The organism is Kaistella pullorum (genome assembly GCF_014837035.1).
GTDB lineage: Bacteria > Bacteroidota > Bacteroidia > Flavobacteriales > Weeksellaceae > Kaistella > Kaistella rhinocerotis.
Window position 1 is genome coordinate 647,583 of the sequence record NZ_JACSPS010000001.1, and the last position, 25,505, is coordinate 673,087.

At 43.8% G+C, this 25,505-nt stretch carries 23 protein-coding genes; 15 read left to right on the forward strand and 8 right to left on the reverse strand.

The window, feature by feature from the left end:
* The first annotated feature begins 6 nt into the window (after positions 1-6).
* From mraY to H9628_RS03130, 12 genes are all read left to right on the forward strand, one after another.
* A complete protein-coding gene (gene mraY / locus H9628_RS03075; RefSeq protein ID WP_251832644.1) occupies positions 7-1,248 on the forward strand; it encodes a phospho-N-acetylmuramoyl-pentapeptide-transferase in 1,242 nt (413 codons plus the stop codon).
* 43 nt (positions 1,249-1,291) lie between these two features.
* Positions 1,292-2,635: a UDP-N-acetylmuramoyl-L-alanine--D-glutamate ligase gene (gene murD, locus H9628_RS03080; protein ID WP_251832645.1), complete on the forward strand. Its 1,344-nt coding sequence runs from the start codon at positions 1,292-1,294 to the stop codon at positions 2,633-2,635.
* Between the two features lie 4 nt (positions 2,636-2,639).
* Positions 2,640-3,869 carry an FtsW/RodA/SpoVE family cell cycle protein gene (locus H9628_RS03085; RefSeq protein ID WP_251832646.1) on the forward strand — a complete coding sequence of 410 codons (1,230 nt, stop codon included), beginning with the start codon at positions 2,640-2,642 and terminating at the stop codon, positions 3,867-3,869.
* A gap of 29 nt (positions 3,870-3,898) precedes the next feature.
* Positions 3,899-5,011 (forward strand): undecaprenyldiphospho-muramoylpentapeptide beta-N-acetylglucosaminyltransferase, encoded by a 1,113-nt coding sequence (gene murG, locus H9628_RS03090; RefSeq protein WP_251832647.1) that lies wholly within the window; start codon positions 3,899-3,901, stop codon positions 5,009-5,011.
* 8 nt (positions 5,012-5,019) lie between these two features.
* Entirely contained in the window at positions 5,020-6,399 is a 1,380-nt protein-coding gene (gene murC, locus H9628_RS03095; protein ID WP_251832648.1) for a UDP-N-acetylmuramate--L-alanine ligase, read from the forward strand.
* Positions 6,396-7,256, forward strand: coding sequence for a cell division protein FtsQ/DivIB (locus H9628_RS03100; RefSeq protein WP_251832649.1), 861 nt, complete (start codon positions 6,396-6,398; stop codon positions 7,254-7,256). The genes murC and H9628_RS03100 overlap by 4 nt, the downstream gene beginning before the upstream one ends.
* A 43-nt stretch (positions 7,257-7,299) precedes the next feature.
* On the forward strand, positions 7,300-8,658 hold the full coding sequence (gene ftsA / locus H9628_RS03105) for a cell division protein FtsA (RefSeq protein ID WP_251832650.1): 1,359 nt from the start codon (positions 7,300-7,302) through the stop codon (positions 8,656-8,658).
* 69 nt (positions 8,659-8,727) lie between these two features.
* Positions 8,728-10,548 carry a cell division protein FtsZ gene (gene ftsZ / locus H9628_RS03110; protein ID WP_251832651.1) on the forward strand — a complete coding sequence of 607 codons (1,821 nt, stop codon included), beginning with the start codon at positions 8,728-8,730 and terminating at the stop codon, positions 10,546-10,548.
* 54 nt (positions 10,549-10,602) lie between these two features.
* Positions 10,603-11,049 (forward strand): GatB/YqeY domain-containing protein, encoded by a 447-nt coding sequence (locus H9628_RS03115; RefSeq protein WP_251832652.1) that lies wholly within the window; start codon positions 10,603-10,605, stop codon positions 11,047-11,049.
* Positions 11,050-11,211: 162 nt separating this feature from the next.
* On the forward strand, positions 11,212-11,463 hold the full coding sequence (locus H9628_RS03120; RefSeq protein WP_251832653.1) for a hypothetical protein: 252 nt from the start codon (positions 11,212-11,214) through the stop codon (positions 11,461-11,463).
* Positions 11,464-11,591: 128 nt separating this feature from the next.
* Positions 11,592-12,002, forward strand: coding sequence for a BrxA/BrxB family bacilliredoxin (locus H9628_RS03125; protein WP_251832654.1), 411 nt, complete (start codon positions 11,592-11,594; stop codon positions 12,000-12,002).
* A 99-nt stretch (positions 12,003-12,101) separates the two neighbouring features.
* Entirely contained in the window at positions 12,102-13,616 is a 1,515-nt protein-coding gene (locus tag H9628_RS03130) for a GH3 auxin-responsive promoter family protein (protein WP_251832655.1), read from the forward strand.
* A gap of 2 nt (positions 13,617-13,618) precedes the next feature.
* Here the strand turns inward: H9628_RS03130 and H9628_RS03135 are convergent, their stop codons facing one another.
* Together H9628_RS03135 and menD are read right to left on the reverse strand one after the other, a co-directional pair.
* The gene (locus H9628_RS03135; RefSeq protein ID WP_251832656.1) at positions 13,619-13,891 is read right to left on the reverse strand and encodes a hypothetical protein; all 273 of its coding nucleotides are present in this window, start codon (positions 13,889-13,891) and stop codon (positions 13,619-13,621) included.
* Between the two features lie 77 nt (positions 13,892-13,968).
* The gene (gene menD, locus H9628_RS03140; protein ID WP_251832657.1) at positions 13,969-15,636 is read right to left on the reverse strand and encodes a 2-succinyl-5-enolpyruvyl-6-hydroxy-3-cyclohexene-1-carboxylic-acid synthase; all 1,668 of its coding nucleotides are present in this window, start codon (positions 15,634-15,636) and stop codon (positions 13,969-13,971) included.
* Positions 15,637-15,749: 113 nt separating this feature from the next.
* Between menD and H9628_RS03145 the strand changes: the two genes are divergently transcribed.
* The 3 genes from H9628_RS03145 to H9628_RS03155 all read left to right on the forward strand — a co-directional run bounded on the left by H9628_RS03145 (position 15,750) and on the right by H9628_RS03155 (position 20,252).
* The gene (locus H9628_RS03145) at positions 15,750-16,697 is read left to right on the forward strand and encodes an isopenicillin N synthase family dioxygenase (protein WP_251832658.1); all 948 of its coding nucleotides are present in this window, start codon (positions 15,750-15,752) and stop codon (positions 16,695-16,697) included.
* Between the two features lie 94 nt (positions 16,698-16,791).
* On the forward strand, positions 16,792-17,754 hold the full coding sequence (locus H9628_RS03150) for a YpdA family putative bacillithiol disulfide reductase (RefSeq protein WP_251832659.1): 963 nt from the start codon (positions 16,792-16,794) through the stop codon (positions 17,752-17,754).
* Positions 17,755-18,128: 374 nt separating this feature from the next.
* Positions 18,129-20,252 carry an elongation factor G gene (locus tag H9628_RS03155; protein ID WP_251832660.1) on the forward strand — a complete coding sequence of 708 codons (2,124 nt, stop codon included), beginning with the start codon at positions 18,129-18,131 and terminating at the stop codon, positions 20,250-20,252.
* A 475-nt stretch (positions 20,253-20,727) separates the two neighbouring features.
* Here H9628_RS03155 and H9628_RS03160 read toward each other — a convergent pair whose 3' ends face one another.
* From H9628_RS03160 to miaE, 6 genes are all read right to left on the reverse strand, one after another.
* Positions 20,728-21,852 carry a hypothetical protein gene (locus tag H9628_RS03160; RefSeq protein WP_251832661.1) on the reverse strand — a complete coding sequence of 375 codons (1,125 nt, stop codon included), beginning with the start codon at positions 21,850-21,852 and terminating at the stop codon, positions 20,728-20,730.
* Positions 21,853-21,986: 134 nt separating this feature from the next.
* Positions 21,987-22,286, reverse strand: a complete 300-nt coding sequence (locus H9628_RS03165) for a type II toxin-antitoxin system RelE/ParE family toxin (protein WP_251832662.1) — start codon at positions 22,284-22,286, stop codon at positions 21,987-21,989.
* Positions 22,279-22,530: a type II toxin-antitoxin system ParD family antitoxin gene (locus H9628_RS03170; protein WP_251832663.1), complete on the reverse strand. Its 252-nt coding sequence runs from the start codon at positions 22,528-22,530 to the stop codon at positions 22,279-22,281. Before H9628_RS03170 ends, H9628_RS03165 begins: the two co-directional genes overlap by 8 nt.
* Before the next feature lie 105 nt (positions 22,531-22,635).
* A complete protein-coding gene (locus H9628_RS03175) occupies positions 22,636-24,012 on the reverse strand; it encodes a tryptophanase (RefSeq protein WP_251832664.1) in 1,377 nt (458 codons plus the stop codon).
* A gap of 79 nt (positions 24,013-24,091) precedes the next feature.
* A complete protein-coding gene (locus H9628_RS03180) occupies positions 24,092-24,712 on the reverse strand; it encodes a DUF502 domain-containing protein (RefSeq protein ID WP_251832665.1) in 621 nt (206 codons plus the stop codon).
* 63 nt (positions 24,713-24,775) lie between these two features.
* Positions 24,776-25,357: a tRNA-(ms[2]io[6]A)-hydroxylase gene (gene miaE / locus H9628_RS03185; protein WP_251832666.1), complete on the reverse strand. Its 582-nt coding sequence runs from the start codon at positions 25,355-25,357 to the stop codon at positions 24,776-24,778.
* Positions 25,358-25,505: the final 148 nt, after the last annotated feature.

The window sequence follows — 25,505 nt, forward strand, 5'->3', positions numbered from 1 at the left end:
AAACCGATGTTATATTACCTCTACGAATATCTCACCAGCCACGGAATTCACGTTCCGGGACTCGGTATGTTCCGTTTCATCTCTTTTCGTGCAGGCATGGCAGTTTTGCTGTCGCTGGTGATCGCATTGGTGTTCGGTAAGAAAATCATCAATTTCCTGCGCCGCAAGCAGATGGGTGAGCAGGTAAGGGATTTGGGTCTTGATGGCCAGAAGCAGAAAGAAGGCACCCCGACGATGGGTGGTCTCATCATCATACTCGCAACACTCATTCCAGTGATTCTTTTCACGAGGGTTCTTAATATCTACATTGTATTGCTTATTATTTCTGTGATTTGGATGGGTGCAATTGGTTTTATAGATGATTATTTAAAGAAAATCAAGCAGAACAAAGACGGTCTCAGCGGTAAGTTCAAGATAATCGGGCAGGTTGGTTTGGGTCTGATCGTCGGTATCACGATGTTTTTCCATTCGGATATTACCGTGAAGAGAAAATATGCAGACGCTCGGGAAGTCAGCCGAAACAATGTGGAGAAAAATTTCCTTCCAACCGAGAAATCGACAGTTTCTACCGTGCCTTTTGTTAAAAATAATGAGTTCGACTACAGTGGATTGCTCTTTTGGATGTCTCCCCAGGAAGCCGAGGAATGGTCGTGGATTGTTTTTATCCCGTTCGTGATCTTTATCGTAACCGCGGTTTCGAACGGAGCCAACATTGCCGACGGAATCGATGGTTTGGCGGCCGGCGCAAGTGTGGTCATACTGCTTACGCTTGCATTCTTCGCCTACCTTTCCGGTAACATCATTTTTGCAGACTATCTGAATATTATGTTTCTGCCAAATATGGGCGAAACTACCATTTTTGCGCTTGCACTCGTGGGTGCAGTGATAGGTTTCTTCTGGTATAACACCTACCCGGCGCAGGTTTTCATGGGCGATACCGGAAGTTTGATGCTGGGCGGTGTCATCGCTGTGCTGGCTATCATCTTAAGAAAAGAACTGATGATCCCGGTGTTGTGCGGAATTTTCCTCATTGAGAATATTTCGGTGATGCTGCAGGTGGCCGTCTTCAAATACAGAAAAAGAAAATATGGGCTGGAGTATGCGCAGAACAACAGACTGTTCAAAATGGCGCCGCTCCATCACCATTACCAAAAAGAAGGTTACCACGAAAGCAAGATCGTGAACCGCATGATCATCATGGGGGTTTTGCTGGCAATTATCTGTCTGATAACGCTTAAAGTACGTTAAGCAACAAGAAGCAATAACGGTGGATAAAAAGGATAAAAATAAGATGAAGATTGTAGTTTTAGGCGGCGGAGAAAGCGGTTGTGGCGCGGCATATTTAGCTCAGAAGAAAGGGCTGGACGTTTTCCTGTCCGATAAAGGCACCATTAAAGAAAACTACAGGAAGTTTTTGGTGGAATCCGGAATCGAATTCGAAGAAGGAACACATGACGAAGAAAGACTCCTGGAAGCTGACTGGATCATCAAATCGCCGGGGATTCCCAAAAAAGCAGCAATCATGCATAAGATTCACCAAAAAGGCATTCGCGTTTCCTCCGAAATTGAATTTGCTGCTGAATTTACTGAGGCAAAAATCATTGCGATCACGGGTTCAAACGGAAAGACTACGACAACTTCGCTCATTTATCATATCCTGAAAAATGATGATTTGAAGGTAGGTTTAGGCGGAAATATCGGAAAAAGTTTTGCAAAACAGGTCGCGGATGAAAATTTCGACTATTATGTCCTCGAAGTAAGCTCTTTCCAGCTTGACGACGTGCAGAATTTCAGACCTTATATTTCATTGCTTTTAAATTTAAGCCAGGATCATCTCGATCAGTACAACTACAACTACGAAGAGTATGCGCTGGCGAAATTCAGGATAACTGAAAATCAGGAAAACGACAATTTCTTCATCTATAATAAAGATGATGAGATGAGCCAGAATCTTCTGCAGAAGCTCGAAATCAAGGCTAGGATGATTCCGTTTTCAATCAAGGAAAAAATGCGTGAAGGTGGTTATCTTACCAACCAAAAAATGGTGGTGAGGCTTGAAGATGAGTTTGCGATGGATATCTCGGAACTCTCGCTCGTCGGAAATCATAATGTAGCGAACAGCCTTGCTGCGTCGATCGCCGGAAAGATTCTGAATATCCGCAATGAAAGTATCCGCCATTCGCTGATGACTTTTCAGGCGGTGGAGCACCGTTTGGAGCAGGTTGCAGATTTTGGCGGCGTGAAATACATCAATGACAGCAAAGCCACAAACGTAAATGCCGCTTATTATGCGCTTGAAAGCATGAAGCAACCAACTGTCTGGATCGTTGGCGGCGTAGACAAAGGCAATGATTATGCTGAAATAGAAGACCTCGTAAAAAAGAAGGTGAAGGCAATCGTGTGTCTGGGTCTAGATAACCAGAAGATCATTGATTTCTTTAAAGATAAAAAAGAACTCATTTACAGTTCTTCGAGTATGGAAAAGGCCGTGGATATTGCCCATTCGCTGGCTCAGAAAGGTGATGCTGTGTTGCTTTCGCCGTGTTGTGCGAGTTTTGATCTTTTTGAGAACTATGAAGACCGCGGCAACCAGTTTAAAAATGAAGTATTAAAAATAGAAAAGGCCGCAAACTAAAGACATGCAGGAAAAAGAGAACAAATATGAACTGCTGAAAGGCGACAAAGTGCTGTGGAGCGTGATCCTGCTGATCTCGTTCTTCTCGGTGTTTCCCGTGTATTCGGCGAGTTCTAATTTGGAGTATATCGTAAACAGCGGAACCACGACTTCGCACCTCATCAAGCATGCGGGTTTCGTGGTCATGGGTCTTGCGATAATGCGGATGATGGGGTCTTTCAAATACGAATATCTCGGTAAACTCAGCAGCATCGGGCTGGTGGCCATGGTCGTGCTTTTGGGAGTCACGCTTTTTACCGGTCAAACCATTGACGGAGCGTCGGCTTCGCGATGGCTGAAAATTCCCGGCACGCCGATCTCGTTCCAGCCGTCTTCATTCGCGTATCTTTTCCTCATCATTTATCTGTGCCGTTACCTCACCAAAAAAATTAAAAGAGAGCGTCAGACCTGGGAAAACCTGCTGTTCATTTTCGGGCCGGTGCTGCTGGTTTTCGGACTTGTAGCTAAAGACAACGGTTCTACGGCTTTAATGATTTTAATAGTTTCACTAGCTGTAATGCTGATCGGTCAGCTCAATAAAAAGTACATTTTCGGTTTTGTCGGAATCTCCACGTTAGCTATTGCGGTTTTTATGTTTGTCGCATTAAAGACAGATTTAATTGAAAACAACCGTGTACATACCTGGATGAGCCGTGTGGAAGTTTTCATGAACTCAAAACAGCCTAACCAGATCGAAAGTGAAGTAGATAAAGCCAAAAATTATCAGGTAATGCAGGCGAAAGCCGCGATCGTACATGGCGGAATTGCCGGTATGGGTCCGGGTAAAAGCGCGCTGAAGCAAATGCTTCCGCAATCGGCCTCCGACTTTATTTTCGCAATCATCGTAGAAGAATATGGTTTTATCGGTGCATTCGTACTCATCGGATTATATTTAATAATGATCATCCGAATTGTAATGATCGCGAGTAAGATGCCGGCATTTTTCGGCAGCCTGCTCGTGCTGAGTTTAGGTATAATGATTTTCGTACAGCTCGCGGTTAATATAGCTGTAGCCGTAAACCTCATTCCGGTGACGGGTCAGCCATTGCCGTTAATAAGTTACGGTGGAACCTCGATGCTGGTAACTTACATCCAGCTCGGAATCATCCTTACCGTAAGTTCCAGAATACAGATTTACGATGAAGAAGGCATGGGCAAAAAGCAGAATATAGCAGAGATCAACGATATCGCATAAATTTTAAATTAAGGGGAAAAGCCGGAATTATGAACAGAAAACTGAAAATATTAGTGAGCGGCGGCGGAACAGGTGGACACATCTTTCCCGCGATTGCCATTGCTGACGAGCTCCGAAAAAGATTTCCGGATGCCGAGTTTCTGTTCATTGGCGCAAACGGCAAGATGGAAATGGAAAAGGTTCCGCAGGCAGGCTACCGGATTCTTGGCCTTAATATTTCGGGCTTTGACCGCGGAAATCTGCTTAAAAATGTCAATCTGCCATTTAAGATTGTATCCGCGCTGGTGAAGATGAGGCATATCATCAAGGTTTTCAAACCTGATTTTGCAATCGGAACCGGAGGATTTGCAAGTGGTCCGGCCCTGTTTGCAGCGGCGTTTTCGGGTGCACCCATTTTCCTGCAGGAGCAGAATTCGCTCCCGGGCAAAACGAATATGTTTTTGGCTAAAAAAGCCCACGCAGTATTCACAGCCTATCCAAACATGGAAAAGTTTTTCTCCGGAACCAAAACTTTATTCCTCGGAAATCCTATCAGAAATTCAATCGTGCAGGATTTTATTGATTCTGAAACTGCCAAAGAAAAACTAGGTTTGGATCCACACAAACTCACGATACTTTCGGTCGGAGGTTCATTGGGTTCACGTACGCTGAACAATGCCTGGAAAGCCAATCTTCAGAAAGTACTCGATAAAGATTATCAACTGATCTGGCAAACCGGAAAGACCGACTATCAAACGATATATCACGAAACCGAAAGCCGCCAGTGCCGTAATCTGCAAATCGCAGAATTCATCAGCAACATGCATCTTGCGTATTCGGCTGCTGATGTTATCGTTTCGCGCGCGGGTGCAATCTCGATTTCCGAACTGGCGATCGCCGGCAAAGCTGTGCTGTTGGTGCCGTTTCCGTATGCCGCGGAAGATCATCAGACGAAAAATGCGCAGACTTTGGTAGAGAAAAACGCCGCACGAATGGTAAAAGATTCAGAGATGGAGGCCAAATTTTGGTCAACGGTGACCGAAATTGCCGAAAATGAAAATCTACGCCGAGAAATGGCTGAGAACATCGCGTTTTTTGCAAAACCAAATGCTACAGAGCAAATAGTTGACGAAGTATTGTCATCACTACAAATTAGAGCTTAAGAACTGAAATGAAAACTTTAGAATCATACCAGAATTTTTACTTTGTCGGCATCGGCGGCATCGGCATGAGTGCACTGTCGCGCTATTTCCACGCGGCTGGCAACAGGGTTTTGGGCTATGATCGAACGGTAACAAAACTCACGGAAACACTGGTATCAGAAGGTATCACTATTTCTTTTGTGGATGAAATTGGTGATGATATTCGCGCGTTGAATCCTGAAAATACGTTGGTGATCTACACGCCGGCGATTAAAAAACTTGGCATTTTACATTATTTTAATGCTAATGGCTTCACAGTCCTTAAAAGAGCTAAAGTTTTAGGGCTGATAACAGAAAATACCGTCAGTATTGCCGTGGCCGGAACACACGGAAAGACTACTACATCTTCGCTGATGGCGCATTTGTGCAAAGTGGCTGATTTGCCGTTTTCTGCCTTCCTTGGTGGCATCGCTGAGAATTTTAAATCGAATTTCGCCTACAACGGAACCGAGATTTCGGTGATGGAAGCCGATGAATATGACCGAAGTTTTCTTCAGCTGTCGCCGGATTGGGCCGTGGTCACATCTATTGATGCAGATCATCTCGATATTTATGGCGATACGGCCACGATAGAACAGGGCTTCCGCGATTTTGCGGCGCTGGTGGAAAGTGACCGTCAGATTTTTGTACGGAAAGGCATCGATATCGGTCGGCCTGCCGTAACCTATGCGGTAAATGAGCCTGCAGATTATTACTCAGACAACATCCGCGAAGTTGGCGACAGGATTTCGTTTGATTTTCATTCGAAAAATTCCGCGCTGACCACTTTCGAATGGGAAATTCCGGGGATTCACAATGTAGAAAACGCTACGGCTGCTATCGCATTGCTCCAAACTTATGGCGTATCAACTGAAGTTTTGCAGCGTGGAATTTCCAGTTTTAAAGGCATAAAACGACGATATACAAAACACAGATTTGGCAACGGAAAAATCTACATCGACGATTATGCGCACCACCCAACGGAGCTGAACGCGGTGATTGGTTCGATAAAGACTTTCTATCCTGAGAAGAAACTTCTGGTGGTATTCCAGCCGCATCTTTTCAGCCGTACACGTGATTTTGCTGACGCTTTCGCCGATAGTCTGGAAGCTGCAGACGAACTTTTGCTGCTGGATATCTATCCGGCGCGTGAACTGCAGGAAAATTACCAGGGAGTGACATCAAACTGGCTGGCGGAAAGGATCAAGATTAAAGAAAAACAGGTGGTCAGCCTCGCCGAAACATTTGAAAAAATAAAAGAAAAAGATTTCGACGTGCTGCTTACAGTGGGCGCCGGAAACATAGATACGCTGTATGATGAGATAGTAAACTGGCAGGGTAGTCTGTCTAAAGTTGACGCAAACGGATGAAAAAGAAGTTCAGAATATTAAAGATATTGATCACCGTAATCATCTTCGGATTTTTGCTGAGCTTTTCATTGAAGAGATTCAACAGCAAACCGATGGAAAAAGTTGCGGTAAATCTGATCAAAACCTCGCAGCCCGTGTATTTCATCGATGAGAAAGACGTGCGCGAAATCGTGCGGAAATCTAATCCTTCCGGCATCGTAGGTGAGATCAATATTCCGGAACTCGAGAAGAAACTCAACAGTTTGCCGGCTGTGGACAGCGCTAATGTATATTTAAATCTGAACGGAAACCTGAATTTGGACATCAAACAGAAGGTTCCGGCCTTCAGACTCACCAAAGGTGATGAGGATTTCTATGTGGATGAGAACGGTGTGGAGTTTCCGATATCGAAAAACTACTCCTTTCCGTGCATGCTTGTTACCGGTAATGTGCCGCGCGAAGACTATACAAGTATTGCAGAACTGGTGCAGACCATTGATAAAGACCCATTCGGAAAAAAGTTTTTCATCGGGATATCAAAAGAAAAAGGCGGTTATAATCTGCTGACAAGCCAGGGCAACTATAAGGTTGAGATTGGTGACCTTGATAATATTCCTTTGAAAGTGAAAGGTTTTAAAGCATTTGTAGAAAAGTTTTTGGTTTATCAGCAACCTGAAAAATACACGAGGGTTTCGGTAAAATACAGTAACCAAATTGTAACGACGCTGAACCCACACTTTGCGGAAAACGACAGCATCCTGAAAGTGGGCAACCGCGAACTTGCAAAGATTCCGGTGCAGCCTGCAGCGAATTCAGGCCGGGAAAAAAAGCCGGAAAGCAGCGCTTCAAAAGCGAAGGAAAAGAAATCGAACACATGATGAATAAAATTTAAATAATTAAAAAAAATCAAATCGGCATAAAATGGAAAATCACGAGTATTCAGTAGGCCTCGACATCGGTACCACAAAGATTGTGGCCATCGTCGGGCGCCGAAACACACACGGTAAAATAGATGTGCTGGGTGTGGGCACAGCAAGAAGTCTTGGGGTTCACAAAGGTATTGTGAACAATATTTCGCAGACAATTCAGTCAATCAGGGCAGCTGTGATGCAGGCACAGACCAGTTCTGGGGTAGAGATCCGCAAAGTCACTGTAGGTATCGCGGGCAAACATATCCGTTCGCTGCAGCATTCCGACTATATCATGCGCGAAAACCCAGACCAGTACATCACAGAAGACGACATCGAGAAACTGAAAGAGCAGGTAAAAAAGTTGGTCATGCTCCCGGGCGAAGAAATAATTCACGTGCTTCCGCAGGAATATAAGATAGATTCGGAAGGTGAAATTCACGAACCTATCGGCATGCACGGAAAGCGTTTGGAAGCTAACTTTCACGTGGTGGTAGGCCAAATGGGCAGCATTCGGAATATTGCGCGCTGCGTAAAAGAAGCAGGTCTCGAGATGGAAGCACTGACTCTGGAGCCGCTTGCGTCATCGGAGGCTGTTTTAACCAAAGAAGAAAAAGAAGCCGGCGTGGCCATTGTAGATATTGGCGGCGGTACTACTGATATCGCCATCTTTAAAGACAACATTATCCGTCACACCTGTGTGATTCCATACGGTGGCGGTATCATCACCGAAGATATTAAAGAAGGATGCTCGATCATTGAAGCGCATGCTGAGCAACTGAAAGTAAAATTCGGCTCTGCGGTGCCAGAACTTGAAAGAGACAGCACTTTCGTTACCATTCCGGGACTTCATGGCCGTCCGGATAAAGAGATTTCATTGAAGACCCTTGCGCAGGTAGTGAACGCGCGCGTGGAAGAAATCCTGGAGATGGTAAACACAGAACTGAAAGCCTACGGAGCCTTTGAACAGAAGAAAAAACTGATCGCCGGCATCGTGCTTACAGGTGGTGGTTCAAACCTGAAGAATCTGCGTCAGCTGGCAAATTACACCACAGGTTTCGACAGCCGCATCGGTTTTGCCAATGAGTACATCGCCAATGATAAAAACCAGTCGCTGAAAGGTCCTGAATTCGCCACATCCATCGGGCTTTTGATGGAAAGTTTAAAGATCCGCGACAAAAAACCGGGCAGCGTGCCGGAACAGGAAATGGAGGTTACCCCCCAAGCCGCAGCAGAAACTTCAGCAGAAGTATTGGAAAATTCCGCAGAAGAGACACAGGAGAAATCGCCGGCCGAGAAGCGCCGCAAGAAGCTGACGATTGGCGAAAAGATCATGGAAAGCGTGAAAAAATTCTTTGAGGAGGTAGAATAAATTAAGAAACATCTGATGAATGATAATTGATTTCATCACCATCAATCATTATCAAAAAAAAATTAAGTTATGGAAAACATGAATACCGCAGGATTCTCCTTTGATTTACCAAAAGGCAATTCTTCAATTATAAAAGTGATCGGTGTAGGGGGCGGCGGAAACAATGCGCTGAAACACATGTACGAGCGTGGTATCCACGGCGTAGATTTCGTGATCTGCAACACAGATGCGCAGACTTTGGATAACAACCCGGTGGCCAACAAAGTGCAGCTGGGCGTTACCATCACCGAAGGTCTGGGCGCAGGTGCCGATCCGGAAGTGGGCGAAAAAGCAGCAATAGAAAGTATAGAAGACATTAAGGCCGCGATGGGCCAGAATACGAAAATGGTGTTTATTACTGCCGGAATGGGCGGTGGAACCGGTACCGGTGCGGCACCTGTGATCGCAAAAGTGGCGAAAGACATGGGAATTCTCACCGTGGGAATCGTTACCGTACCGTTCAGCTTCGAGGGTAAAAGACGTCTGGAACAGGCAGAATTAGGTCTTGATAAATTAAGAAACAATGTAGACTCACTGATTGTCATTAATAATGACAAACTTCGCCAGCAGTACGGAAATCTTGGTTTCAAATCTGGTTTTTCCAAGGCCGATGAGGTGCTTACGAATGCCGCAAAAGGTATGGCTGAAGTTATTACCGGTTATTTCGATGTAAATATTGACTTCCGTGATGCCAAATCTGTATTGGCGAATTCCGGAACTGCACTGATGTCAAACGGTATCGCCTCAGGCGAAAACAAAGCCGAAGAAGCGGTGAAAAAAGCGCTGGATTCTCCTTTGCTTAATGACAACAAGATTACCGGTGCACGCAACGTGCTTCTTCTCATCCGCAGTGGTTCTGAGGAAGTGACGATGGACGAAATAGGCGTGATCATGGATCACATCCAGAAAGAGGCCGGCAACACAGCTGACATTATTTTCGGTGTGGGTACTGATGAAGAATTGGGCGATGCAGTGAGCGTATTGGTGATTGCGACTGGTTTTGCGAAAGAGCACGAAAAACATTCAGGTATTTCAGAGAAAATAAAGATTTCCCTGTCTGATACTATTTCACCTAAAGGTCATCAGGAATCTCCGTTCAACTACCGCGACAGCCGTGAAGAAATGAAACGCGAAGAACGCAAAGGACTTTTTGTTCTGGATGATGAAGATGATGCTCCGGCACCAAACTCAGGTTCAAGAACGCCGGAAGCGCGCGCTACTTCAGGAAAGGCGCAATCCTCGGAGGCACAGTTTTTCAGCCTGACGGAGACAGAACTTCCGGAGCAAACTTTCAACCTGAATACGCCGGAGCGCCCTGTGGACCTGTTTTCATTTGACCAGACTAATGATTTTCCGGAATCTCAGGCAATCACGTTTGAATTCGATACAAAGCCGGCAGACGATGAGGCAGACTTCTTTAAAGTAGAAGAGAAAAACGAAATCAATTTTTTCGTAAACGAACCGACTGATGAGCCGAAAGCTGAAATTGCACAGCCGAAAGCACAAGCCAGCGTGCAGCCGGTTCCCGCTTCTGAAGCTATCGTAGAAAAGACAGAAGAGAAAAGCGCTGAAGTAGAGAAATTCGAGATTGAGGACGATTTTACGTTTATCACCAAGCCCGCATCAAGCGAAAAGGTGACTGAAAGAAGAAATAAACTTAAAGAATTTAATTCCCGCTACCAGACCGCTGAAGCCGACAATGATTTCGAAAAAATACCGGCTTTCCGCCGGAAAAACATTTCGATTGAGGGCAGCAAACCATCTGAGCAGCGCATCAGCAGCTTCTTGAGCGATGAAAACGGAAGAGTGCAGGTACGTGAAAACAGATTCCTGAATAAAGATGTAGACTAAAAATTTCGGTGGATATTCACACCATCGAAATCTATTTATTTAAAACTTAGAATTATGAGTTTAGAAGATACCATAAGCGATGCGATAAAAACCGCGATGCGTGAGAAAGATAAAGTTGCGTTAGACTCTTTAAGAGCCGTGAAAGCGCAGATCCTTCTTCTTAAAACCGAAGCCAAAGGTGCCGAAGTAAGCGCAGAGCAGGAAATCGCTATTCTTCAGCGTATGATCAAGCAGCGCAAAGATTCAATGGAGCAGTTCACCGCACAGAACAGAAGCGACTTGGCGGATGTGGAAGCGGCACAGATGAAAGTGATTGAGCAATATTTGCCGAAACAGCTGACCTCAGAGGAACTGGAAGTGGAAATCGCAAAGATTATCGCTGACACCGGCGCTGCGGACATGAAAGATTTAGGAAAAGTTATGGGCACAGCCAGCAAAACTTTGGCGGGAAAAAGCGACGGTAAGTCGATTTCCGAAATGGCCAAAAGACTGCTTTCCTAAGGTGCACAGACTGCGGTGATTGCTTTTTGCTCAGATATCCGCAGTTATTTTATTTGGATATCCAACCTTTGCATATCGATTTGATTTGAAGTCCCGCGACAATTGTTGTCCGGGGCTTTTTTGTCTTCAGAAACATAAATTCCGATGATAAAAAATTACATTTTGACAAAACTCACCACCATAGCTTTGCTGTACAGTTTACCCGCAAATTCCCAAGTCCTGATCCATCACACACCGCAGTGGTTTGGCCCAAATGCCAATCCCGTCCCCGAATTTACCGCAGCGGTGATTCCGGCCGAAACGAAAATCTCCCGCCTACAAACGACCCGAAACAGAATACTTTATCCAGTACACACGCGGCACCCAGCATTTTCTTTATCATCAGATGATGGCGGCTGCTTCTTTCAGCCTTAAAACTTTAACTCCCGATTTTGCCAACTGATAGGACGGCGCATCTCCGCACTGGACTGCCGGTAAATATTTGACATAAAATTTCGTAAATTTGTGGAATAATTTAATTTTAATTTTTAAAGTTTTCAGATATGTATCCAGAAGAATTAGTATTGCCAATGAAGGCTGAACTTACAGATAAAGGATTTGCGGATCTCCGTACACCGCAGGAAGTTGCGGAAGCGATTGGCAAAAGCGGAACCACGCTTGTAGTGGTGAATTCGGTTTGCGGTTGCGCGGCCGGTGCGGCACGTCCGGGAGTTGTTTTTTCACTTACAGGTGACAAAAAACCCGATAATTTGGTAACTGTTTTCGCAGGTTTCGATAAAGATGCCGTTGCAGAAGCACGTAGATTTATGGCGCCTTTTCCACCGAGCTCTCCCAGTGTAGCCCTTTTCAAAGATGGCGAGTTGGTTCACATGCTCGAAAGACATCACATTGAAGGAAATCCGGCAGGAGCAATCGCTGCGAACCTCCAGGCCGCTTACGACGAGTATTGCTAACTATCACTTTAGTTCAAAATAAAATTCCGCTTTTCAGGCGGAATTTTTTTATTTGAGCCAAACCGGAGCTTTTGGTCAAAAACATTATATTTGTGACTGATGGCAACGAAAACACTTTTTAATACGGTAGTAAACTGGTTCATACGGCAAAGGATTGATCAGATTGAGAATTTCATCAAAAATCCGATCGAAACACAAAAGGGTGTACTTTTTTCCCAACTTTACCACGCCGAGAATACCGATTACGGTAAGATTCACGGCTTCAGTTCGATATCAGATTACGAAGATTTCCAACGGAATGTTCCTGTGGTTACGTATGAAGATTTCGAGCCGTTTATCGAGAAGGCGCGCCGTGGTGCACCCGATGTTTTCTGGCCGGGATATATCCGGAAATTCGCGAAATCATCCGGAACCACCAATGCTAAAAGCAAGTTCATTCCTATTTCCGAAGAATGTCTGGAAGACTGCCATTTCAAAGCCGGAAAAGACCTGCTATCTATTTATGCCAACAATCATCCTGAAAATACGCTGTTTTTGAATAAAAATCTGAGGCTGGGGGGAAGCTCAGAACTGTACGAAGATTTCAATACCAAATTTGGTGACCTGTCAGCAATAATGATCGAAAACCTGCCGTTTTGGGTAGAAATCACCACGACGCCAAGCAAAAAAGTCTCGCTGATGTCTGAGTGGGAAAGCAAACTGAAAGCGATAGTCACCGAGGTGAAAAATGAAGATGTAGGCAGCATCACCGGCGTCCCGAGTTGGATGATGGTGTTGCTTCAGCGCACTTTGAAGGAAACCGGCCATGCAACGATTTCGGAACTTTGGCCTAATCTCGAAGTCTTTTTCCACGGCGGAATCAGTTTTAAGCCTTACAAAGAGCAGTACCGTAAGTTGATTGGCAAAGACATCAATTACTACGAGATTTACAATGCTTCTGAAGGTTTCTTTGCGATACAGGACCGTCACGGAAGCGATGAGATGTTGCTGATGCTCGATTACGGAATTTTCTATGAGTTCATCCCGATGGACACTTTCCATTCGCCAAACCGACAGGCAATACCGTTGGAAGAAGTGGAACTGGGCAAAAATTATGCGCTCGTGATTACTACAAACAGTGGTTTATGGCGCTATCTGATTGGTGATACGGTGAAATTTACCTCGCTCTCGCCTTTCCGAATCAGGATTTCAGGACGTACAAAGCATTATATCAACGCTTTCGGAGAAGAACTGATGATTGATAATGTGGAAAACGCGTTGGCAAAAGCTTGTGATGCGACTGGAGCTACCGTAACCGATTTCACCGGCGCGCCCGTCTTCATGAAAGAAGGCGAAAGTGGCGCACATGAATGGATATTTGAGTTTTCCCAAAATCCTTCAGACCTTGAACAGTTTACTGATGTTTTTGACGATACTTTAAAGTCATTAAACTCTGATTATGAGGCAAAACGCTACAACAACATGACGTTGAAAAGACCCGTTGTTCACGTGGCGAAACCAGATTTGTTTTATAACTGGATGTCTTCCCGCGGAAAGCTTGGCGGGCAGAATAAAGTTCCGCGACTGAGCAACGACCGCGAGTATATCGAGCCGCTACTTGAACTGAACGCGTAAAATCAGCGAACAGTATCTCTTTTTTTGGCGCGTAAATCTTCCCGAACGTTGTCTGCAGCTTCATCAAGTTTTTCCCCGGCAACATTCAGCTTTTCTTTGGCAGTATTTACCGTGTTCTGGATGGTGGCAGAATCAAGCGCGGAGGTTTTTTCCGTCTCAATGGTCTTTACGGAAGTAGTTCCGTCCGGATTTTCAATCGTTTCCGTTTTCGTTTCGGTCTGTGAGCAGCTGGCCATGATGAAGCCTATTGCAGCCATAATTCCGTATTTTTTCATGTTGAAGTTTATTTACTGATTTATTTAAATAAAGCTTCAACAAATACATTACCATTTTGATTTTAAAAGAATTGAAACTAGTTTTTTAAATATTCAAAATACCTTTTCAGCACCGCTGCGTTCTCTATTTCCTGCGTGTCCACTTCCAGGATTTTTGGTTTTTCATCATGCCTGAAAAAATTGTCAAGCACACGCGAGAGTGTATCTTCATCCTCAACCCTCGTGTAACCGAAACCAAAATGCTTAGCTATAAATTCCGCATTTTTATGATGACGCGTCAGGATAAATTCATCCAAAGCGTTCGTAGATTCCGGACCGGGAATGATTTTAAATATGTCACCGCCGCCATTATTGAACAGGATGATCCGTGTGTATGGCGGAATGTAAGCATTCCACAAACCATTGATGTCGTAGAGGAAACTCACATCGCCGGTTACAAGTACGGTTTGGTTTGTATTGCGCATCGCATATCCCATCGCGGTGGAAGTAGAACCGTCAATGCCGCTCGTTCCGCGGTTACAGTGAATGTTTTTTGAATTAAATTCAAACAGTTGCGCGTATCTGATTGCCGAAGAATTGCTGAAATGCAGATTGATATCTGCCGGCAGTTTTCCGGCTAAAACTTCGAAGAATTTAAAATCTGAGAAAGGCACTTTGAGGCAATATTCGTCATGACGTACGTCCTGTTTATTGCGCAGAACATCCCAAAGATTAAAATAAGCTTGTGGTTCCGGAGTGATTTGGCTTAGAAGTTTAGCAAAGAAAACTTCAGGACGTGTTTCTAATTTCTGAGTTAAAGCGAAGAAAGTATCTGGTTGCCAAACTTCGTGGATGTGCCAATGGTTTTTAAGTTTTGCCTTGCGCAGAAACTGCTTTATTTTCTTTGAAACCACATTTTGCCCGATTGTTATTAAGAGATCCGGTGCAAAATGCCTGAAATCATCTTCAGTAAAATTAAAAATATACCTGTCGATATGCCCGAAGAATTTTGGATGATGAAGATTCGAGGTGACTTCGGTAAATATAACGGCGCTGTGGTTTTTCACCAGTTGGGAAAGCTGCATTTCAAGTTCTTCACTGTGTTCGCGCGTCCCGACGAGTATCATTACGCGTTTCGAAGAATTCCAGTCGGAAAGCAGTGTAGGTGAAAGGTCGAACTTCTTTTTTGCAAAGGTTTTTTCTACGGAAGGAAAAAGCGGCAGTTCCGAAACAAGTTCGTACAAAGGTTCCTGCAAAGGAATATTGATATGTACAGGACCCTGCTTTTCGATACAGATTTCAATCGCTTTCTTGATTCGGGCAAAATTTTCTTCATCGGCGTTTTCTTCATCGTCTTCCAATAATTGAAAGTCACCGTAAGAATGTTGCTGGAAAAGGTCTTTCTGGCGAATTGTCTGCCCATCGAAAATATCCACAAAATCCGCAGGCCGGTCTGCTGTAAGCAACAAAAGTGGAATATTTGAATAAAAACCTTCCGTCACCGCCGGATAATAATTTGCTGCAGCTGACCCGCTTGTACACGTCACTGCGACTGGTTTTTTCTCACTTTTGGCCATGCCGAGACCTACAAACCCCGCGCTTCTTTCGTCCACAATGCTGTAACAGTTCAGTTCGTCGGTTTCCGAAAAATGGATGGCGAGCGGTGCGTTACGAGAGCCCGGCGAGATGACGATATTATAAATTCCGTATTCTTTCAAAAGGTGCGTCAGGATCTGGATGCTTCGCTTAGAAGAGTATTGTTTCATGTTTGGATGTGGACTGTATGCAAATTTAAAGATAATATTATGTAGCAAAGAGCAGGCGAAAGATATAAAGCAAAAAATCCTAATTTAGCGGGACAATTTTTAATCCAAACAAAATGAAACAGATTCCCAGTGTGGATTTGCGTGATTTCCTTTCGGGTGACCCGGAACGCAAGCAAAAATTTGTAAATGAAATCGGAAAAGCATACGAAGAAATCGGCTTTGTTGCCCTGAAAGGTCACTTTCTGGACGAAGAGTTGGTGGATGAACTCTACAGCGAAGTGAAGAATTTTTTCGACCTTCCTGTAGAGACTAAGCAGAAGTACGAGATCCCCGGAATCGGTGGCCAGCGCGGCTATGTAGGCTTTGGTAAAGAAACCGCAAAAGGCTTTAAAAAAGGTGATTTGAAGGAGTTTTGGCATTTTGGTCAATACCTCGAAGACGGTTCCAAATACGCCTCGGTGTATCCTGATAACGTAGAGGTTGCGGAAGTTCCTAAATTCAACGATGTTGGAAGACAGGCCTATAAAATGCTCGAGAAAACCGGTGTTTACGTGTTACGGGCTTTGGCCTTGCACCTTGGTTTGGATGAATTTTACTTCGACAAATATGTGGGCGAAGGCAATTCTATTTTAAGACCGATCCATTATCCACCAATTACCGAAGAGCCTGATAATGCGGTTCGTGCAGCTGCACATGGCGATATCAACCTGATTACGCTTCTTATGGGCGCACAGGGACGAGGGCTTCAGGTTATGAACCACGACGGTGAATGGATTGATGCAATTGCAGAGCCCGATGAACTGATGATTAACGTTGGGGATATGCTCTCCCGACACACCAACAATAAACTGAAATCTACCATCCATCAGGTGGTGAATCCACCAAGAGAACTGTGGGGAACTTCACGTTATTCCATTCCCTTCTTTATGCATCCGGTGAGCGAAATGCCGCTGAACGCTTTAGAAGGAACCTATGACGAAAACAATCCGAAATTGTATCCGGATACGACTGCAGGTGAATTCCTTCACGAAAGATTGGTGGAACTTGGATTGATCAAATAAATTCTATTAAATATTAAATTAAAGCGGGCAGATTTTTCTGTCCGTGTTTTTGTGCTAAATATTCAGTTTAGCATTTCATTTGTAAATTTGTCGGATGGAAATTTTAGATGTAATGATTATCGGCGCAGGTCCAATTGGTTTGAACTGCGCTCTGGAAGCAGAAAAAAACGGTTTAACATATATCATTATTGAAAAAGGCACCATCGTCAATTCACTCTACCATTATCCGCTTTACATGCGGTTTTTCTCCACGGCCGAAAAACTCGAAATTGCTGAAATTCCGTTTATCACCACTTCACCAAAGCCCGGCAGACAGGATGCATTGGAATATTACCAGGGAATTGCGCGACAAAAAGAACTTAAAATCAACCTTTACGAGAAAGTTTTAAAAGTTTCAAAAAATCAGGTCTTCGAAATTGAAACTTCAAAAGCAAAATATCTTGCAAAACACGTCATAATCGCCACCGGATTTTATGATATCCCGAATCTGCTGAATATTCCCGGCGAAAATTTACACAAAGTAAAACACTATTACACCGAGCCTTATCCTTACGCTAACCAGAAAATTGTGGTCATCGGCGCGAGCAATTCCGCTGTGGATGCGGCGCTGGAAACGTATCGAAAGGGAGCGGTGGTCACCATGATCATTAAGAATTCGGAAATTTCAAAGTCGGTTAAATACTGGGTGAAGCCCGATATCGAAAACCGCATCGCAGAAGGAAGCATCAATGCATATTTTAATTCAGAAGTAACTGAGATCAAAGAATCAACGGTCATTTTCAAAGATAAATTGGGCAATATCCACGAGATCGAAAACGATTTTGTTTTGGCGATGACGGGCTATCTTCCCGATTTCGAATTTCTTCAAAATTCTGGCATCGAATTAAAAGGTGACAAACTCATCCCGGCCTACAACACGCAAACCATGGAAACTAATGTTGAGAGCCTGTACCTGGCCGGCGTTGTCTGTGGCGGTAAAGACACGCACCTTTGGTTCATCGAAAATTCGCGGATTCACGCGGAAATTATTATGAACCATGTGGCTAACCTCAAATAGATATTTTCAGTTTATTTTTGTATTTTTATAACGCATTTTGAGGCATTGTAAGAAGGGAAGATGATTTTCCTGAAATTGCATTTGTTCGCCTGTTAATTCTCACTAAACCCTTTACTGAAAATCGTTACAGAAGGTTGAACCGTAGTTGAACTGTACCAAAGTCATGTCAAAGCCATATCAAAGGCACGGCCCTGGTAGGGATGCTGTTGTCCGTGTGTATTTGTTGCTGGCTTAAGCATTGCTGTGAAATATCATCTATTCAGTTTAAGAAAATTTCGGAGTCCTTTCAAATCTTTCGTAACTTTAACTACCTAAAAATCAAATGCCGGTCATTTCCTTTTTAGCATATCATTAAATAATTAAAACTATATATTATGAGTGCTAATACAAAAGATCTACGCAATGTAGTGCTGCTCGGACATTCCGACAGTGGCAAAACTACGCTGATTGAAACAATGCTTTACGAGGGCGGGGCGATTAAGCGCCGTGGCTCCGTCGAAGGACAGAATACGGTGAGCGACCATACAGACCTGGAACACGAAAAAGGCAAAACCATCTTCTCCCACCAGATGTTCGTGAACTGGAAAAACAACAAAATTAACATTATCGATACCCCCGGATTTGACGATTTCGTTGGCGAAGTCGTTTCTTCGTTAAAGGTGGCCGATACCGCGATCATCGTGCTCAATGCCGCCAACGGAGTAGAAGTAGGGACTGAGTTGGTCTGGGAATATGTTGAAAAATACCAGACGCCCGCCATCTTCGTCATCAACCAGATGGATCATCCGAAAGCAGACTTCGAACGCACGCTGGAACAGGCAAAGGAAAGATTCGGAAATAAACTCGTTCCGCTTCAGTATCCTTACAATTCAGGCGCTAATTTCAATGCAATTATTGATGCTCTCAGAATGGTGATGTATGAATTCCCCGCAAATGGCGGCAAACCTGAGAAAAAACCGATTCCCGAAAGCGAAATGGCGCGCGCCAACGAAATGCACAACGCCTTGGTGGAAATCGCTGCAGAAAACGAGGAAGGTTTAATGGAAAAATATTTCGAGGAAGGCAATCTTTCGGAAGAAGAACTTGCAAAAGGAATTACCATCGCATTGGCAAAACAGCAGTTCTTCCCGGTGTTTGTAACGAGCGGACTGAAAGATATGGGCAGCGGCAGGCTGATGGGTTTCATTGATGACATTGCGCCGTCACCAGCCGACAGACCGGCCCGCAGACTCGAAAACGGCGAAGAGATTTCTTACGACCCGAATGATAAAACTACCCTGTTCATTTATAAAACACTTTCTGAACCGCAGGTCGGGATGGTTTCTTACTTTAAAGTATTAAGCGGGAAACTAAAACCAGGCGATGAATTGGTGAACGCCAACAACGGCGAAACCGAACGCATATCCCAGATCTTCGTGGCGGAAGGTAAAGACCGGATTCCTGTGGATGAGCTGGTAGCCGGTGACCTGGGCGTTACCGTGAAACTTAAATTCGGCCATTCAAACAATACCTTAAATTCAAAAGGACTCGAGCGTAAAGTGCGACCGATGGAATTCCCGGAAAGCCGTATCCGCAAAGCGGTTTCAGCAGATTCTACCGCTGATATGGAAAAACTCGTCACTGCACTCCATAAAATCGAAGAAGAAGACCCTACGCTGAAAGTGGAGCAGTCTGCCGAACTCAAGCAGACCATTCTTCACGGGCAGGGACAGCTGCATCTGGATCTCGTGAAACAGCGCCTCCAAAAAGAATTTGGCGTGAAGATGAATTTCAATAATCCTAAAATCCCTTACCGCGAAACCATCACCGGCCACGCGGATGCCGATTACCGCCACAAAAAACAGTCGGGCGGCTCAGGTCAGTTTGGCGAAATCCATATGCGGGTTGAGAATTTCTACGACGACATGCCCGAACCTACCGGCGTGAACATCCGGCAGAAAGACATCGAAGATCTGCCATGGGGCGGCAAACTCGCGTTTTACTGGTGCATAGTGGGCGGCGCGATTGATAACCGTTATATCGGTGCCATCAAGAAAGGCATTATGCAGCAGATGAAAGAAGGTCCGCTTACGGGTTCGCATTGCCAAAACGTGCGCGTTACGGTGTACGATGGCAAAATGCACAGTGTGGATTCAAACGATATTTCATTCCAGCTGGCGGCTTCTGGTGCTTTCCGCGAAGGGTTCCATAAAGCCAAACCGCAGTTGCTCGAACCGGTCTATTCGGTTGAAATCCTTTGTCCGGATGAAGATACCGGCGATGTAATGGGCGATCTGCAGACGCGCCGCGCGATGATTTCGGGTATGGATTCCGAAGGGCACTACCAGAAAATAATGGCGGAAGTTCCGCTGGCCGAAATGCACGATTACGGTTCCACCTTACGTTCCATTACCGGCGGCCGCGCCAAGTTCACGATGAAGTTTTCGGAATATCAGTTGGTGCCGCCAAATGTTCAGCAGGAGTTGGTGAAATCGCACGCGCATTTGCAGGAGGCTTAATTCTTTTTCAAATCATCCCGCGTCATTGCGAGCGCAACGAAGTGAAGCGTGGCAACCCAAGCTTCTTGAAAATACTTTTAAATTATGGGGTTGCTTCGTCGCTTCCTTCGGTCGCTTCTCGTAATGACGTTGATGATTAAAAGACAGCCTGCGGTTTCCGCGGGCTGTTTTATTTTAAATCAGCGAAGCGTTTGGGTTGTTTTGAGATCCGTTTAGGTGAAACGATGAAAGTTTTGGGTTCCCTGGCTAATCGATTAGGTTCCGGGCTTAAAGTTTTGGGTGTTGCGTCTAAAAATTTGGCTTGAAGACCTAATGCTTTGGATAAAAGACCTAAAGTTTTGGTAAAATGAGCAAATGAACGATTAAGGTTGGGATTATGGAGGCGCGAAGTCTCTCGACTTTGCTCACGGGGATCATAAATTACCAGATGATGCTACACTTTTTATTTTTCTGAAAAAGAATATCTCGTACAACTTCAACTGTCGTAACGTTTTGAGATAATTTCTTTAAGTTTTGACTTGTTGATGCCACCTCCAACTTGCGATATATCTCCAATTTCTTCCAAAGCGTTTATAACATTGTGTTCTATAAGTGTTTTTCCAATGATGGTTTCAAAACTGTCTTTAACACGTTTGTATCTAAAAAACACTTTTGGATTCGGAGATAATTTAGACTTCATCATTTCAATTTTTTTCTCAAAATAAAATGGCACCGTAGATTCGATCAATTTTTTGTAACCAGTTTTTCCAAGCGTTCTATAGCTTAAGCAGGTATCTGTCTGATTTAAAGCAAAAGGTGATATATCGATAATCAATAAACCGATTTTATTACACATATTGATAAAGTCCTGTTTATCGTCTATAGAGATGCGCAGTGCATCTTCCAGGTCGCTTTTAAAGAAAAATTGTGAAAAATTTGTTGCAGGATTATAAATGTAATTCCTTTTGTTGCCCCAGAGCGGTGCTTCGGCGATCATAATATAATTTACCTTGTCTATCTCATCAAGATTTTTCAACCAAATATTTTTTATTTTGTCAAAAGAGGTTTGCAGATAAAGCAGGTCATTTTTAAAATTTGTACCATAACCCTTTTTCTGATAAAATGATTTGATTATTTGTTCCATTGTGCAGTAATCGAAAACTTCCTTGGAATCAATTTCCATTCTTTCAGCTTCACTATGGCTTAAATAAAGTTTTTTCCCTAACGAGGTTAACCAGTAAACTGTTGGGCCAAAGTAATCTGAAAAAGCGTAGGGTAGCTCTTCTTCATCCAAGATTTCAAGAATACCTTTTAACCACTCAATATATTCTTTATTGTTTCCGATACATTGTTTGAGAAAATCTTTATGCTCCTCGATAAACAGTTCAGCCAGTTGACTTATACTGGGCTCAATTCTATTTAAAGAAATATCAAATTTGTGTTGGATCCACTTTGAGACAATTACTTCTCTATCTGTTTCCAAGATAAAGCTGCATCTCCAGGAAAGACCTGACGGCGACAAAGATGGAATTATTTTCAGTTTTCCATAGCCTTTTTCATGCAAAGCAGCTGCAATGAAAAGCACTCTCTGCATATTGAACATGTATAAATTGGAACTCATTTCACTGAAATTTTTTAGCGGTAGTTGTTAAAGATCTGTGCGGAGATAGTATTAAATCCAAAATAGAAATTGGTTTACAAATTCGGAAAAATAATGGTAAAAATCCGCTCAGCAAAGCCGAACGGATTTTTATATTACTCCGTTAACCTATTTTTCAAATCCATTTCAGCGCCAAGAATTCTTTCAACTTCAATTGCTGTCGGATTCAGAATTTTGTAGAATATAATATGTTTATTCGCCAGGAAACCATAAAACTCAGGATTTATTTCGGTGTAGTTTTTTCCGATATTAGGATTTTCAGCAATGAGTTGGCAAAAGTCAATTAAGTCTCCGTAATATTTATCTGCCTGTTTTTCTGACCAAAATTCAAAAGTATATTCATAAATTTTAGAGAGGTCCCCAACTGCTTTATTGGTCAGGTAATATTTAGCCATTACTTTTCAATCTGGTTTTCAAAGCCTGGAGATGTTTTTTCGGATTAAAATCTTCGGCAATTCCGCTGTCTATTCCCTCCTGAATTGCGTTTTTTAGGATTTGAATTTTGTTTTCTTCCTCTTCCAAAAGTCTTAATCCGGCACGGATCACTTCACTTGCGTTTTTATATCTTCCCTGAGTCACTTTTGCGTCAACAAAATCCTCAAAATAATCTCCTAAGGAAACAGATGTATTTCTTCCCATTTTTGTTGGATTTAAATTTAATAAATCAAAGTTACCAAAAATTGGTAATATCACGACGACCAATAAAATATATCCGCTCAGCATCGCCGAGTGGATTTCATTATTTTAAGCCTCCTCCAGCTTCACCGTAAAGTGCCGCAGGATATCAGATTCCCAGGTGATGTTGTAGCCTTTTTGGATTTCTTCGCGGCGGTCGTACACATTTTTGATGGCGACGGCGATATAATCCATGTGGTTGTTTGTATAGGTTCGGCGCGGGATGGCGAGCCTCACGAGTTCGAGTTTCGGGTAACGGTTTTCGCGGGTTCCGGGATCGCGGTCGGCGAGTAAAGTCCCGATTTCTACCGTGCGGATGCCAGCTTCTTTGTAAATCTCGTTGGCCAAAGTCTGCGCCGGATATTCTTCACGCGGAATGTTGGGCAAGAATTTCAGCGAATCTACAAACACGGCATGTCCTCCAATTGGTTTCTGAATTGGGATACCAAATTCGATCAGTTTGTTACCTAAATATTCCACCTGCGAAATGCGGCTTTCGAGGTATTCAAATTCGGTAGCTTCGTTCAAACCTACCGCAAGCGCCGCCATGTCGCGGCCTGCCATACCACCGTACGTGATGAAACCTTCGTAAATAATGGTAAAATTAGAAGCGGTGTTGAATACATTTTCGTCATTCAGGGCGATAAATCCCCCAATGTTTACAAGGCCGTCTTTCTTCGAACTCATCGTCATGCCGATACCATAAGAAAATACCTCTTTAGCGATTTCTTTGATGGTTCGGTTTTCCTGCCCGGCTTCTCTCTGTTTAATGAAATAGGCATTTTCGGCAAAACGAGCGGAATCAAAATAAATCGGTATCCCGTAGCGGTCCGAAAGTTCTTTTACAGCCCGCACATTCTCCAGAGAAACAGGTTGCCCGCCCGAAGAATTACACGTAATCGTAATCAAACAGAACGGAATTTTTTCTTTCGGATAGGTTTTGTAAACCTCTTCAAGTTTTTCAAGGTCGATGTTTCCTTTGAACGGGTACAGGTTTTCAATATCGAAAGCTTCATCGATGGTACAGTCAATCGCATGGGCTTTTCTAAATTCGATATGACCTTTGGTGGTATCAAAATGCGAGTTCCCAGGCACGATGTCACCTTCTTTTACCAAGACCGAAAACAGAATGTTTTCGGCCGCACGTCCCTGATGGGTGGGCAGCAAATATTTATAACCGGTGAGCCGCTGAACGGTTGTATGAAGCTCATCAAAACTTTTCGATCCTGCATAACTTTCGTCACCGGTCATCAGCGCGCTCCACTGCTGGTCGCTCATTGCGCCGGTTCCGGAATCGGTTAGAAGGTCTATATAAACCTGTGAAGATTTTAAATTAAATAAATTATAATTGGCGTCTTTCAGCCATTGCTCTCTTTCTTCGGGAGTGGATTGGCGGATTTCTTCCACCATTTTTATACGGTAAGGTTCTGCGTATGGGAGTTTCATTACGTTTAAGTTTAAGGTTGAGGTTTAGCGGGGAAGATATCTTGAGATCAAAATCTTAATCTCAAACTTAAACTCAGATTCATTCTGGTGCTTTGAAAACATTGTCATCCGAATGGAAACCTGCTACGCCGCCGCTAACAGCAAACTTCATCGCCTGCGCTGCCGTTACGTTTTCGAGAACAACAAGATTTTCTGCGCGTACAAACACTACCCACCCAGACACCGCATAAGAATGCGGCAGGTAAACCGATACATATTCGGGAAAACCTACGGATGAAAGGTCGCTTTGGGTAAGGAAGCCGATGCGCCAAACTTCCGGCTCATCGGTGGTTTTAATAAGAACCGGTTGGTTGAATTTCTTCTTATCGCCCACAAAAGACGTCATTACATCTTTTAATGAAGTATAAATGAACTTAATACCGGGTGTGTGCTCGAGCAGGTAATCAAAACTGTCTACCACCACGCGTCCGATGATGAACTTGTTGCCAAGATAACCAATCAGCGCGGTGCCGAGGACCACGATCATGAAGGTAATGCCAGGATAAAGCCTTTCGGAAACTGCCGGTATGATGTTATCGATACTCGAGACGATATACCAGATAATCCAGATGGTTACGGCAAACGGACCGATGATGAGCAAACCCTGAAAAAACGACTTTGCAAGGGTGTTGAGAAACTGTTCGGCGCGTTCGCGGTTCATGTAGAAGGAATAATTTAGATGGGTAAAAATACTGTTTTTCAGTGTACGGGCATATTAAAAATTTTAGCCGTGAATCGATTCTTTCTTACCGTAAGATTTGATGATTTCGGCTTCGTAATCCAGCCATTCTTCCCATCTGGAATTCACTGCTTCGGGATTGCCGAGCTGCCTTGCAAAACCGATGAAAGCCGTGTAATGATTGGCTTCAGAGATCATCAGGTCTCTGTAAAACACCTTCAGTTCCTCATCTTTAATGTTTTCTGTCAGAACTTTAAAACGTTCGCAGCTGCGGGCTTCGATCATTGCGGCGAAAAGCATTCGGTCGATAATTCTTTCGTCGCGTGTACCGCCGTGACGGATAAATTTAATGAGTTCACCCACATAATCGTCTTTGCGTTCCCGGCCGAATTCGTAACCCCGTTTTTTAATGATTTCATGCACCATCTGGAAATGTTCGAGTTCTTCCTGCGCGATCTTGATGAGTTCTGTGATGATTTCAGGATATTCCGGAAGCATTGTGATGAGCGTGATTGCATTGGTTGTTGCTTTTTGTTCGCACCAGGCGTGATCTGTAAGTATTTCTTCGAGATTTCCTTCTGCGATGTTAGCCCAGCGCGGGTCGGTCAATAATTTCAGTTTAAACATTTTAAGTCAGGTTTTAGGCACAAATTTAAAGATAATATTAACGCCGGATTTGTAGACAAGTTGGTTTGCCTGTTGCGGATTTCGTAACCAAAGTGCTACCGTGGCATAAATATTGAAACAAAGATTCTACAAACATTAAATAAATAAA